The sequence below is a fragment of the Amycolatopsis japonica genome, assembly GCF_000732925.1.
GTDB lineage: Bacteria > Actinomycetota > Actinomycetes > Mycobacteriales > Pseudonocardiaceae > Amycolatopsis > Amycolatopsis japonica.
The window spans coordinates 3,474,073-3,486,551 of record NZ_CP008953.1 but is presented as its reverse complement, the minus strand read 5'-3'; the positions used below and the strand labels follow the sequence as shown (position 1 = coordinate 3,486,551).

Annotated in this window: 9 protein-coding genes and 3 tRNA genes; 6 read left to right on the top strand and 6 right to left on the bottom strand. The window is 68.7% G+C overall.

Annotated elements, in window-relative coordinates; genetic code table 11:
- Positions 1 to 378 precede the first annotated feature (378 nt).
- The 4 genes from AJAP_RS16330 (at position 379) to AJAP_RS16315 (ending at position 1,185) form a co-directional block, all read left to right on the top strand.
- The gene (locus tag AJAP_RS16330; RefSeq protein WP_005159130.1) at positions 379 to 804 is read left to right on the top strand and encodes an SsgA family sporulation/cell division regulator; all 426 of its coding nucleotides are present in this window, start codon (positions 379 to 381) and stop codon (positions 802 to 804) included.
- 136 nt (positions 805 to 940) lie between these two features.
- Positions 941 to 1,013: transfer RNA gene (locus AJAP_RS16325), tRNA-Gly, on the top strand.
- A gap of 25 nt (positions 1,014 to 1,038) precedes the next feature.
- Positions 1,039 to 1,109 (top strand) — tRNA-Cys (locus tag AJAP_RS16320).
- A 1-nt stretch (position 1,110) separates the two neighbouring features.
- Positions 1,111 to 1,185, top strand: a tRNA-Val gene (locus AJAP_RS16315).
- Between the two features lie 1,072 nt (positions 1,186 to 2,257).
- Here the strand turns inward: AJAP_RS16315 and AJAP_RS16310 are convergent.
- The 3 genes from AJAP_RS16310 to AJAP_RS16300 form a co-directional block, all read right to left on the bottom strand.
- On the bottom strand, positions 2,258 to 4,420 hold the full coding sequence (locus AJAP_RS16310) for a DUF6461 domain-containing protein (protein WP_051972484.1): 2,163 nt from the start codon (positions 4,418 to 4,420) through the stop codon (positions 2,258 to 2,260).
- 270 nt (positions 4,421 to 4,690) lie between these two features.
- Positions 4,691 to 5,578, bottom strand: coding sequence for a hypothetical protein (locus AJAP_RS16305; RefSeq protein WP_228694960.1), 888 nt, complete (start codon positions 5,576 to 5,578; stop codon positions 4,691 to 4,693).
- 99 nt (positions 5,579 to 5,677) lie between these two features.
- Positions 5,678 to 6,292, bottom strand: coding sequence for a hypothetical protein (locus tag AJAP_RS16300; RefSeq protein ID WP_228694959.1), 615 nt, complete (start codon positions 6,290 to 6,292; stop codon positions 5,678 to 5,680).
- Positions 6,293 to 6,552: 260 nt separating this feature from the next.
- On the opposite strand from AJAP_RS16300, the gene AJAP_RS45085 reads away from it, so the two are divergent.
- A complete protein-coding gene (locus tag AJAP_RS45085) occupies positions 6,553 to 6,681 on the top strand; it encodes a hypothetical protein (protein WP_267284152.1) in 129 nt (42 codons plus the stop codon).
- A 140-nt stretch (positions 6,682 to 6,821) separates the two neighbouring features.
- Here AJAP_RS45085 and AJAP_RS42995 read toward each other — a convergent pair.
- The 3 genes from AJAP_RS42995 to AJAP_RS16280 form a co-directional block, all read right to left on the bottom strand.
- A protein-coding gene (locus AJAP_RS42995; protein ID WP_148311518.1) for an IS5 family transposase occupies positions 6,822 to 7,639 on the bottom strand; the annotation gives its coding sequence in 2 pieces (ribosomal slippage) (positions 6,822 to 7,291 and positions 7,291 to 7,639; 819 coding nt in all).
- 209 nt (positions 7,640 to 7,848) lie between these two features.
- Positions 7,849 to 8,274, bottom strand: a complete 426-nt coding sequence (locus tag AJAP_RS16285) for a DUF4267 domain-containing protein (RefSeq protein ID WP_038512441.1) — start codon at positions 8,272 to 8,274, stop codon at positions 7,849 to 7,851.
- A 44-nt stretch (positions 8,275 to 8,318) separates the two neighbouring features.
- Positions 8,319 to 8,960 (bottom strand): hemerythrin domain-containing protein, encoded by a 642-nt coding sequence (locus tag AJAP_RS16280; protein WP_038523208.1) that lies wholly within the window; start codon positions 8,958 to 8,960, stop codon positions 8,319 to 8,321.
- A gap of 115 nt (positions 8,961 to 9,075) precedes the next feature.
- On the opposite strand from AJAP_RS16280, the gene AJAP_RS16275 reads away from it, so the two are divergent.
- The gene (locus AJAP_RS16275; protein WP_051972481.1) at positions 9,076 to 12,342 is read left to right on the top strand and encodes a BTAD domain-containing putative transcriptional regulator; all 3,267 of its coding nucleotides are present in this window, start codon (positions 9,076 to 9,078) and stop codon (positions 12,340 to 12,342) included.
- Positions 12,343 to 12,479: the final 137 nt, after the last annotated feature.

Genomic DNA, 12,479 nt, shown 5'->3' with positions numbered 1-12,479 from the left:
TACCCCACGACTTTAGGGGGCCTGCAAACGGGTGGTTCCCTCCGACCACACTCCGCTCACCAGCAAATACGGAGCGAACAACCACGAGCTAGTCGGGGTTGTCACGGCCGGGGGCCGCCCGCGACGCGTTTCGACATTCGTGCGACGGTGCTATCGCGTGACGACTAAACCGCGCAGTATGTACATGTGGACTGCCTGCAGGGCGCATGTAGGGCTGCGCGTCGCGCGGGTGATGATGGGGTGACGGAGTATGGACCCGGGGTCCGATGACCCCGTCCGGGTGATCTGCGGCAAAACCGCGTTCCGATCAGCCGGCCGATACGTCACATCATCGCCACTCGGTTCGACCGGGCCGGGAAGGAGACGAAGGGTAGGACGATGCGCAACGATCACGTGACGCTCCGCTCGACGGCGGTGTTCGACCTCCTGGCGCCGCGGACCCCCGCGGTTCCGGTCAAGGTGGAACTGCGATACGACACTCGCGACCCGTACGCGGTCGTGGCCGCCTTCCGCACCGGCCGCGCCGGCTGGGTCGAGTGGGTCTACGCGCGCGATCTCCTCGCCGACGGCCTCCTGGCCGACGCGGGCGACGGCGACGTACGCATCCGCCCCTCCGTCGAAGACCCCGAGTCCGTCCTCATCGAACTGAACTCGCCGTCCGGGCACGCCATGTTCGAGGCGTCCGCTCAGGAGCTGGCCGACTTCCTCGACCGGACCTACGACGTCGTGCTCCCGGGCAACGAGCACCTGTGGGTCGACGTCGACGACGCCCTGACACACCTGATTCCCAACGATCTGGCCTGATGACGGCCTTGCGAACAGCAAGTGGCACCCCGGTTGCGGAGCCGTTTTCGGGATCGGATAGTGTTCACACACACCACGGCGACGGGGTGAGAGACAGAACCGCGAGGCTCTGAACTCCCATCCAGACCGAGGATGTGCGGATGTAGCGCAGCTGGTAGCGCATCACCTTGCCAAGGTGAGGGTCGCGGGTTCGAATCCCGTCATCCGCTCGGAAGGCCCTCTCGGGCCTGACACGGTGGAGTGGCCGAGAGGCGAGGCAACGGCCTGCAAAGCCGTGTACACGGGTTCGAATCCCGTCTCCACCTCGCGCGATTAGCTCAGCGGGAGAGCGCTTCCCTGACACGGAAGAGGTCACTGGTTCAATCCCAGTATCGCGCACCATCTGTTTTCGCAGGTCAGAAGCCCTGTCCCTCCTCGGAGGGGCGGGGCTTCAGTCGTTCAATGGCGATGGTCTTTCGGACCCGTCTCGAGCCGCATGTCATCGAACGTGGCCTGCAGATGTGGGAACCACTCCCCCAGCTTCGTCCGCTCGCTCGGGTGAGCGCGACCAACGACCCGATCCAACGTGTCTCGAGCGCTTGCAGAATCTGACGACGCATCAGCGGAGTCACATGGTCGTAGACCCTCGCGATGCCCTTCACCTTCTGCCCCAGGCGCGCTCGACCGCCGCAGCGGCGCGCCCTCAGCACTACAGAGCACGAACGGGAAGCCGTGGCTGTCCATCAGCTCCTCATAGAAGACCGCGATACTCGGCGGCAACTTCACGCTTCGCGTACCCGCCGGAGTCTTCGTCCGGCCCTTCTTCGCGCGGCCACCCTGCCGTCCCGGCGTCACCGGGCGAGTCGGCCGCGGACCCAAGTCGGCAAGCCGCGAAGTATCTACCCGGCGACCGCCTTTGAACAGACGTCCACCGATCTCCTTCAACGGCTCGCGGATCTGGATCGTCTGAGCCTCACTGTCGTACTCATGCCGCTGCTGACCGACCAACTCTCACCATCGCGACCCGGTGTAGAAGTCGAGCAGCCCGAGAACGAACCCGGCGAGCCGAGCCCGCTCTCGTAGAGCCGCATCGACGCCCTCGTCCGCGTCGTGCAACTCCGAGAGCCTTTCTCGATCTCGACGTAGCTGTTGAAGATTCCGGCCAGCGGCCATGACGACCACTGCGGGAGTAGATGGTTGTCCAGAAAGGACCGGTACTTGGCCGATGTCGTCGGCTCCAGCCGCGGACAAAGGACAAGCCTGCTCAGCACCGGGACACAACGAGTCACGTTCCAAGCCCTGGCCTCGCCCCAAGAGAACGCGCTCATCACCACCGACGACTTCGTCCAGTTGATCCGGCTGGCACTGGATTCCACGGCGAGGTCAAACGGGCGCCTGGCCCAAGGTTTCCTCACCGCACGCACCGGTATTTGTGTCCTCTGCTCGTCGAGGACTGAACTACGAGTGCCAGCTGCTACCGCTGGCGAACTACTCGGCGCGCGTGCTCCAGCAGGTCCTCACCGCCCGGTCCGGCCGCGTATCGTGCCGCGGACAGCGCACCGATCGCGGCGGCCAGCGGATCCGGATTGGTCGCGTTGTGCAGCGCCTGCCATAGCCAGGAGTGCTCCCGATACGCCTGCAGCTGCGATCGCCTGGCCGCGAGTTTCGCCTCCCGGCTCAGCCGGCGCTCCGTGAGCACTTCCGCGATGACCGGGTCTCCGGTGACGCCGGCGTGCTCGGCCACGGCCGACGCCGCCCGCCAGGCCAGCTCCCGCAACGTTTCCTCGGGTACGAAGGCCAGCCGATCGGTGTCCGCCCCAAGAGGACCATGACCGGGGAACGCGCGCGAACCGTCGGCGTCACGTGCCTCGGGATACAGTTCGGGCAGATGCGGCAGGATGCGATAGGCGACGTCCTCCTCGACCATCCGCTCGAGATCTTCCTTCCGCAGCCGGTATCCGGTGTACCGCTCGATGGCGAGCAGGCCCTTTTCCAGTCTGTCGCGATAGCCACCGAAGTCCAGGCCTGCCAACGCCTGGTTCACCTCAGGGTCGGCGATCTCCTCCGAGTATCCGAGTTCGGACGACGCGAGCACGTCCCCGTCGTCGGCGAAGGACAGCCGGGTCACGGCGTTGATATTCCAGAACAGGCTGCCCGTGCGACCTTCCCGTGACAACGGCTCCAGCACCGGCCGGTACGAACCTTGGAAACCGTTGAACTCGACGGCAAGCACCCCGCCCTCGACCGGAAGCACGGCCACCCAGGGATCAAGGTCGAACGCCGCCGCCAACTCCTGCGCGGACTCCGGTTCGGCCGGGTCCGCACCGAAGGCGCGGAGCACCCCAGCGGGTGAGGCGCCCCCGACCACCGTGACTGTCGCCGCCTCACCGAGCATGCTCTGGCGGATCCACCGATAGGCGGCCTCCGGAGGCGTCTCGATGTCGGGCACGGGTTCACCGCGGACGACGTAACCGAGCCGGTCACCGCGTTTGTGCACGATGTCCGGCCCCGGCGGCGCCTGCCACAGCATGAGTTCGTAGCGCTCGCGCTCCTCGCCGTCTCGGCCGATCGCGTGCACCCGCACACGGAAATCGCCCGGCCACGGCGGTGTTCTCACGTGCCGCCGCGAGTCACTTTCGCTCAAGGTGGCGTCGCCCCGTTCCGCCCGCCAGGAGAACTCGACGACCTCGTCCCACCAGTCGAGTTCCACTTCGTCCGGCGCTCTTTCGAGGATCCGCGTCGACACCGGCACCTGGCCCTCCCCCAGCCCGGTCCGGACGGCGATCCCGCCGGGGACGGCGACGGCCAGGCCATTCCCGCTGAAGTCGGGCTCGCCGAGGACAGTGTGCTCGGCCAGGGTGAACCGATGTCCCCGCACCGAGGCCGAACCCGACGCCGACACCGGCAGAACGTAGTCGGCACGGCGTTTCTCCAGCAGCGCGGCCGCGTACGCCGACGGCATCGGACTTTCGCTCAACAAAGCCGAAACAGCGCCCAGCGCCACACCGACGACGGCTGCGGACGTCCCCGCGAGGAGCGGAGCTCCAGCCCTCCGCAGCACCGGCGCGGCGGCCGCGACGGCCAGCGCGAGATGGGCCGCTCCGTGCGCCGCCGCCAGTTCTTTTTCACCGGTGAGCTCCGGCGGGGGCTCAAGCAGCGGGACCAAGGCCTCGTGCCCGGCCAGTTCCTCGACCAGCGCCACGATCAGTGTGGAAAGCCCAGGCCGCAGCTGATCGAGCAGGCGCACCGCGGTGACGGTCTCGGCGCAAGGCCCGCCGATCATCCCGAACCCGAAGGTATGCGGCGTCTCGTCCGGCCCTGGCACCGCTGCCTCGACCTCGTACGGAATGGGGACGGTCAACGCGTCCACCGTCAGTTCCAGCGCGCCGAGCAACCGCTCGGAGACAGGTTCACCGAGCGAACGCAGCCTGCTCAACGCCGCGGATTCGCCATGTCCCATAACCAGCGGTCCCACCACGAGGCCGAAGACGTCCGGCTTCGCATCCGGCGCTCCCAGCCTGCCGAGCGCCGCCGCAGGACCGCGCGGGATCCGACCGCGCAGCATCGGGACCAGATCCGCGACCACCGGCACGAGCGCATCCGCCAGCCCCGCCGGAACTTCCCTGTATTCCTCCATCTCAACCCCCAACGCTCGACAACGCGCGCACAGTAACGAATGCCACCGACAGATTCTTCCCACATCCACCCACGGTCCGATCCGCCACTACACGCGCAAGCTCTCGGCCATCTGGGATCGGCAGACCGAAGCCGTCCAGGGCCAAGGCGCCTTGCAGGGATACGCACATTCGATCAACCTGCAGCAAAAGAACGTGGCGTCACAACGAACACCGGTCGCCCCTGCCTTCGCCCCCCACAGCACACCGCACGCACTCTGGACTCTCACTGGTCACCTGCTACGGAGGGCGACGTGTTCGGTAATGAGGTTGACCGCGTGGGGGACTCGGTGTTCCTCGGGAGGTTCGCCGAAGCATCGTGCGAGTGCCTCATAGAGGACGTGCTCGAGTCGTTCTGGGGTGACACGACTGAGATCGGCGTACTCGTCGGAGATCAGAACGAGTGCTTCGCGCACGACGTCAGGATATTCCGGGGTCTGGTCGGGGTACACGATATCGAGGGGATCGGCTTTCTCCAGGCATTCCAGCAAGATCGCCGTGTTCCGCGGGAACGCTCGGTTCACAACCGCGTTGAGTGCCGCGTGTTGTTCCGTGGTATTCAGCGGCGCCCAGAAAGGCGGACTGAGCGGGCGTATGTCTTCTGAAAGTTCGCCTCCGTCGAAATCAGTTGCCGCCCACGTAAGGAATTCCCAGTCGATGGTCGCCGATTCAGTGCCGGCCAGTCGGGCCACTTCCTGTACTGCGCGAGGTTGGGGTAAGCGTCCGAGGCTACGAGCCATGCCTTCGCCGAGAATCTCGTGCAGCCGTCCGGCAGGAAGCCGGTCAAGGTTCCCGTTGAGATCTCCAAGAAGAACAAGAGTTTCTGCGATCACATCGCTGTCGCCGTCGAGGTTTTCCGGGTGGGCGATGTCGCAGGGGGACACCGCCGTGAAGCAGTCGGCGAGAAGACTGGTCAGGCGAGGAAACCGGCGATACAGCACATCGCGTACGACGCGACGTTCATCATCGGTCTCGAATCGCCAGAACGCAGCGACGCTCGCGACGTGAGCGGCGACGACCTGGTCTCTGGCGAGAGCCAGGTACTGGCCGCAGTCGAGGAAGTCCCGGATCCCGGCGGCAGGCCCGGCCAGGGCTTCCTCCGCAGCGTTGGCCAGGTTCACCTGTTTGTTCGTGCGGGCCTCCAGGGCAAGGCAACGGACCGCCGTTCAGCGACTGGCCTCACTGCCACAGGATCGACCGGAACCCGGGCATCGTGGTGGTCAGTTTTGGGTCACCGGCCAAGCCGCGGCGGGGTGACACCGCGCCGGGCACGCGAAGATGTAGACCATATTGCCGAGAAACAGGCCATACTGGTCGGAGTTGAACGTGAAGTTCTGCGCAGGCTGGTCCGGGTACTTGTCGAATCCGGTGTCCTCGGGCACCTGGCACACGAAAGCCAGCTTCTCACCGCAGGGACAGGTGTAGTTCTCGCGTTCCTGCGCCCAGCACGGGACACCACCGACCTTGAACTCGTTCACCCCGTTTCCCCGAGCGGCGAACACCTCGTCTGCGGGCCGATCGTCCAGCAGCGCGTCTCCGAGTGACCACACCGTGATCCGCTCGGTCGCCGGGCTGAGCTCCAGCAGGCGCGGTTGAAGGTACGACTCCACGTCACCGGCTGGGCCGGTGACGTCGCGGTGAAGCAAGATCCGCCAGAACGCGCCCTCACAGTGATCGCTCCCTGGCGGCCGGTCCCAGAACTGCTCCGGCAACCGCTCGGACCCGTCATCGGCTCCGACCGCGTCGTTGTGCACGGGGCACTGGAAGACCAGCAGATGCTCCCCGCCGAACACAGCGACGTCGACCGGAATGTCGACCTGGAAGAACAACACCATCCGTTCACCGCAGAAGCACACCGGCCACAGCTCTCCCACAGGAAGGATCGGCCACCCGCCGACCGAGTCGCGAGCGCCTGGCTCAACCGTCCCGATCCTCTCGCGTACCAAGTACATCGGGATACCCGGCTCGTGAACCACAGGCTGCTCCGCCAACGCGCTCATCCCCATACCGTAGCCGTCAGCCGATCTCGCGAAGGTGAAACGGCCGATGGCGCGATTACCCTTCGGCCGAACCGGGTACCAGAAGGATCATGTGGATGGCGCTGGTGATCCCGCTGATGCTCATGTCGTTCGCGCTACTGATGGAGCGCGTCGAAGTAGCCCTGCCCGAACGCGATCCGAGTCGCTCCCCTCGAACCGATCTAAGTCGCCATCCGAACGGCTAGCGGTAACCGATCACCCACACGCTCTGGGTCCGGTCGTACAGCTGAACGTCGGACGGCATGTCGGGTGGGCGCGTCACAGCTCCGATACGAGCGCACGGTGGGACGCGGTCAGCGCGAGTACGAGGCACTAAGAGCGTGTCTCATGTGGTGTGTTTGCGGAGTTTCTTGTGGCAGGTGAGTGCTGCGGCGAGGAGGAGGAAGGCGAGGAAGTGTTCGGCTTTGCGTTCGTAGCGCAGGGTCAGGCGGCGGTATCCGGTGAACCAGGCCATGGTCCGCTCGATGACCCAGCGGTGTTTGCCGAGCTTGTCGGTGGATTCGATTCCTCTGCGGGCGATGCGGACCTTGATGCCGCGGCGGGCGATCCAGGCTCGGAGGTCGGGTTGGTCGTAGGCCTTGTCGGCGTGCAGCTTGGCGGGCTTGCACCGCCGCGGGCCGCGCCGGGATTTGATCGTCGGCAGCGCCATGACCAGTGGTTTGAGCGCACAGCTGTCGTGGGTGTTGGCCGCGGAGATCGCGACGGTCAGCGGGAGGCCGTCGCGGTCGGACAGGGCGTGGATTTTCGAGCCGGGTTTGCCGCGGTCCACCGGGCTGGGTCCGGTCATGGATCCCCTTTTTTCGCGCGCACGCTTGCTCCGTCGACGATCGCGCGCGACCAGTCGATCAGGTCACGGCCACCGAGTTCGTCCAGAACCGCGTGGTGCAACCGCCGCCACAGACCGGCTTCGGTCCACTGGCCGAAGCGGCGGTGCGAGGTCTGGAACGGCACCCCGAACGACGGCGGCACATCCCGCCAAGCACACCCGCTGCTCAGCACATACATAATCGCCGTGAACACCGCGCGAGCGTCCAGCGGCGCCGTACCACCGCCCTGCGGGCGCGGCTCGAACGCCGGAATCAACGGCTCCGCCAATTCCCAGAGCTCATCCGGCACCAACCGCAGCGACAACCGATCCACCACGACCAAGATCATCCCTTACGGGCAACCGATCACCACGTAAGCCGCGCTCTAAGCTGGCCGCAGCAGTCCGTGCCAAAGCACCGGCCAGTCCTTCCTGCACAGGCTCGGCCCCGTCGGGCTCGACGAGGCCTTCGCCCGCCACGCCGCCCGCTGGAAGAAGCTCGTGCGCTTGGTGTTTCCTGGCTGACGCTGGCTGCTCGCTTCGCCGGTTACCCGACCTCGGCCATAGCGGGTGCCGGGGCGGCGGTGACCTCGCGGGTCTCGCGCAGGATCAGCAGGCCGGTGACCACCATCAGGGTCGCGGTCAGGCCGTGGATGCCGAACGCGGTGGCCACGGAGCCGTGGTGGGCCAGCACGGTGGTCATGTCGCCGTACGCGGCGAGCGCCTCGACCAGCAGCACCCAGCCCAGCGCCCGGCGGTGGCCCGTCACCAGCAGGATGCCCAGGACCAAAGCCAAGACGACGTCCCGGATTCCCTTGATGATCAGGAATCCGCCGCCGTCGCCTGACGGCCAGCTCGGCATGCCGAAGCCCGGTGCCGTCGTGTCCGGGCTCAGGATGAACTCCGCCCCGAACCAGAGGATGAAGAGGATGAAGGCGGCGGCCAGGACGGTGTTGATCTTCTTCAGCGACATTGTTGTCTCCTTGCGAGGTGCGTTCGTGCTGGGGAGGGGCGGGGTCAGGCCGCGCGGACGCGGCGGATGTGGCGGGCGTAGCGGGGGCGGCCGACGAGGTGCCAGATGCCGCGTACCGGTGCGGGGAGGGCGGACAGGAGCGTGGCGCGCTCGGCCGGGTTCGCGTCCTCCAGGACGAGGCCGAAGAGCGTGAGCATGGTGAGCTTGGGCGTGTTGGCCAGCATGTGGTCGCCCAGGGAGGCCCATTCCTCGTCGGTGCAGTGCTTGGCCGCGAGCGGAAGAAGAGTGGTCTCCTCGTCGTCGAGGTGTTCGAGCAGGACCGCCTGGTGATCGGCGAGGACCGCCACGAGGGTGTCGCGCTCGGCGGCGCCGGCGGTGGCTTCCCACGCCGGGACCGCGGCGTCCAGCCTGGTCAGCGTGGCCGCGATGCGCTCGTGCTGGGCCTCCATGCGCAGGACGATGTCCGCCTCCAGATCGACCCGGGAGAGCAGCGGCGGCCACAGCAGCTCGTCCTCACCCTCGTGGTGGTTCTTCAGTCCCAGCCGGTAGTCGCGGAAGTGGTCGGCGATCACTTTGGCGCGAGCGGTGTCGCCCGGGGCGACCGCTGCGACGAGTTCCTTCAGCAGCCGCGACTCGCGGCGGAAGGCGCGGTGGACGATCTCCATGTCCTGGGTGTTGACGGTCATCTGTTCCTGCCCCTTCATCTGTTCGACGTGCTCAAGACTGCTTCCGGGGGTTTGGAAGGCATTTGGAGCCGACTTGGAACGCCTGAGGCGGGCCGCGCATACGATGTGCCACGTCATGGTGTTGATCCGGGTGTTGGGCTCGTTCGCGGCCGAGGCCGGCGGCGAGTCCGTTCCCCTCGGCGGACCGCGGCAGCGAGGCGTGCTGGCCCTGCTGGTGGCTGCGCGTGGGCAGGTCGTCTCGGTCGACCGGATGGTCGAGGACCTGTGGCGCGGCGAACCGCCGTCGCGCGCCTTGGTGTCGTTGCAGGCGTACGTGTCCAACCTGCGCCGTTTGCTGGAACCCGGCCGCCCGCCGCGGGTCCCTGCCCGCCTGCTGGTGACCGCGGCGCCCGGCTACGCACTGCGGCTGCCGCCGGGGGCGGTGGACGCATGGCGCTTCGAGGAGCTGCTCGACGAGGCCCGCACGCTCGCCGATCCCCGTGACGCCCGCGCCCGGCTGGACGAGGCACTGGCGCTGTGGCGGGGACCGGCGTTCGCCGAGGTCGCCGACGAGCCGTGGGCCACTGCCGAGACCGCCCGGCTGCACGAGCTGCGCCTGGTCGCCCGCGAACTGCACATCGCGGCGGGACTGCGGCTCGGCGACCCCGCGGCGGTGGTACCCGAGGCGGAGCGCCTCACCCGCGACGATCCCCTGCGCGAGGCGGGCTGGCGCCTGCACGCCCTCGCGCTGTGGAGCAGCGGCCGCCAAGCCGACGCCCTGGCCGCGCTCCGCCGCGCCCGCGCCACCTTCGCCGACGAACTCGGCCTCGACCCCGGCCCGAACCTGGTGGCCCTGGAAGAGGCGATCCTCACCCAGCGCACGGACGTCCTCCGCGCAGCCGTCCCTCCGCCCCCAGCCGGCCCGCTCCAGGCAACCGCGCCGACGCTTCTGAACAGCAGGCCCGGCGCGCCCACTTTCGTGGGGCGGGAGGGCGAGCTGACGGCGCTGGTGGCGGCCGCTGGGCAGGCCGCCACAGAAGGGGCGCGCGTCGCGCTCGTCACCGGGGAGGCGGGGCTCGGCAAGTCGACGCTGCTGGAGTACCTCGGTGCGCGACTCGGACAGGACGGGTGGCTCGTGGCCACCGGGCGCTGTCCCGAGGTGGACAGCGCGCCGCCCGCGTGGGCGTGGGTCGAGGCGCTGCGCAGGGTGGCCGTGAACGTCCCTCCGGGGGAGTTCGCGGACGACCTGGCGCCGCTGCTCTCCGACTCCGTGCCGGTGGACGGCGACGCGGCGGCCGGGCGGTTCCGGCTGCGGCAGGCCGTGTGGAACTGGCTCGCGGCAGTCGCCGCCGACCGGCCGGTCGCCGTAGTCCTCGACGACCTCCACTGGGCGGATGCCGCCACGCTGGAACTGCTCGGCGGCGGTGTCGGCGCGCAGGCCCCGATCCTGATCGTCGCGGCCTACCGCGTGGACGAGAGCGAACGCCTCACGGACACGCTCGGGTCCCTCGCCCGCAGCGCGCCCCTCCGGCTGGATCTGCCCGGGCTGAACGGCGACGCCGTCGCGGAGCTCGTCCGCGCCGAGTGCGAGGCCGACGACGCGACCGTGGCCGGGATCGCCGAACGGACCGGCGGCAACCCGTTCTACGTGCGGGAGAGCGCACGGCTGCTGAGCGGCGAGGGCGCGCTGGTCGCGCTTTCCGAGGTCCCCGAAGGCATACGGGATGTGCTGCGGCGCCGGCTGGCGAGGCTCCCCGAGAGCGGCGTGTCCGTCCTGCGGCTGGCGGCGGTGGCCGGCCGGGAAAGCTCGGTGGACGTGCTCGTGAAGGCCGCCGACGCCGACGAGGACGGCGTGCTGGACGCGCTGGACGCGGGCATCATCGCCGGCTTGCTCGACGAGCCAGGGCCCGGGCGCGTCCGGTTCGTTCACGCCCTGGTCAGGGACACGCTCGTCGCCGACGTCAGCCGGCTGCGGGCCACCAGGATGCACGCCCGGATCGCCGCCGCCCTGGAGAACTCCGGCGACGTCGCGGCGCTCGCCTATCACTATGCGCGAGCGGGATCACCGAAGGCAGTCGGCTATTGCGTACGGGCCGCCGAGCTGGCCGAGGCGCGCTACGCCCACGACGTGGCCGCCACGCTCCTCACCGACGCCGTCACCAACTCCAGCGAACCGGACGAGCGTGTCGGACTGCTCGGCAGGCTACTGCGCGCGCAGATCAGGGCCGGGGCCGTCGCCGCGGCCAGGAACACGCGCGAGCAGGCCGTGGAGTACGCGGAGTCGATCGGCCGCGACGACCTGATGATCGCCGCGTTCACCGCCTGGACCGAGCCCACCTCCTGGCAGGCCCGCACGTACGGCACGATCGACCGTCCCATCGTCGGCCGCCTCCGCCGCCTGCTCAGGCGGACCGACCTCGCCACCGACGTGCGGTCCCGCCTGCTCACCGCGTACGCCAACGAACTGGTGGGCGAGGACGACCCGACGGTCATGGCGGCGGCGCGGGAAGCACTCGACCTCGCCACCGATCCCCGCCTCCGGGCCGCGGCGCTCTGGGTCCTCGCCCGCGACCCCGGACGGGAGGACTACGCCCGCGAGCTGGTGGAGATCGGCGTCGAGCACGACCTGCCCGTCTACCGCGTGAGCGGGCTGCTCAACCAGGCCGTGAACGCCGCCACGGCCAACGACCCGGCGACCATGCGCCGCGTGACCGGGGAGGCACTCGACCTCGCCCGCGCCTACCGGATGCCGGAGGCGATCGGCGCCGCCGAGATCGCGCTGGCGACCCTTGTACTCATCGAGGGCCGGTACGCCGACGCCGAGCGCCTCTACGCCGAGGCCACCGAACGCATGGACCGCGCCGGATCGGTGCACGTGGGCTTCCTCCCCCTCGCGCAGGCGGCGATCTGGCTGAACGACGGCACGCTCGGCGACCACCTGGATGACGTGCGCACTCTCCACGAGGCGCTCGGCCCGATGGTCGCCGACCTGCTCGCGCTCGCCCTCCACGCCGCCGGCCGCGGCGACGAGGCACGCCGGGCTCGCACGTCACCGAGCCCGATCCGGCCTGACTTCTTCTTCACCTTCCTCACAAGCCTGCGCGCGATGGCGATCATCGCCCTCAACGACCACGACGCTGCCGAGGAGATCTACGCAGAACTGCTCCCCCACCGCGATGGCCCCCCTGCCGGCGCGGCGAGCCTGTCGCTGGCCCTGCGTCCGGTCGCCCACACCCTCGGCAGACTCGCCCTCCTCCTCGGTCGCGCCGACGAAGCCGCCGCCCACTTCGCCCAAGCCGCCACCATCGCCGACCGGTGGAACGCCCCCCACTGGTCCGCCGACGCCCGAATACACGCCGATCTTGCCCTCAGCGGCCGCGTTTCGCCCCCGCAGGAACGCTGAAGCAAGATCGGCGTTCCGGCAACCTCAGTCCACATTGTCCGGACAGCAAGGCGACGAGCGGTCCGTCATCGCCGAATCCTCGGCCACGTCTCCCATCGAGGTCACCGCCAGAGCCGGCCAGCGAAGCCGAAACCGCC

Coding starts and splice junctions, on each gene's coding strand:
- AJAP_RS16310 (WP_051972484.1), bottom strand. CDS start 4,420: ATGGAGGAATACAGGGAAGTTCCGGCGGGGCTGGCGGATGCGCTCGTG.
- AJAP_RS16300 (WP_228694959.1), bottom strand. CDS start 6,292: ATGGTGTTGTTCTTCCAGGTCGACATTCCGGTCGACGTCGCTGTGTTC.
- AJAP_RS16330 (WP_005159130.1), top strand. CDS start 379: ATGCGCAACGATCACGTGACGCTCCGCTCGACGGCGGTGTTCGACCTC.
- AJAP_RS45085 (WP_267284152.1), top strand. CDS start 6,553: ATGGCGCTGGTGATCCCGCTGATGCTCATGTCGTTCGCGCTACTGATG.
- AJAP_RS16280 (WP_038523208.1), bottom strand. CDS start 8,960: ATGACCGTCAACACCCAGGACATGGAGATCGTCCACCGCGCCTTCCGC.
- AJAP_RS16275 (WP_051972481.1), top strand. CDS start 9,076: ATGGTGTTGATCCGGGTGTTGGGCTCGTTCGCGGCCGAGGCCGGCGGC.
- AJAP_RS16285 (WP_038512441.1), bottom strand. CDS start 8,274: ATGTCGCTGAAGAAGATCAACACCGTCCTGGCCGCCGCCTTCATCCTC.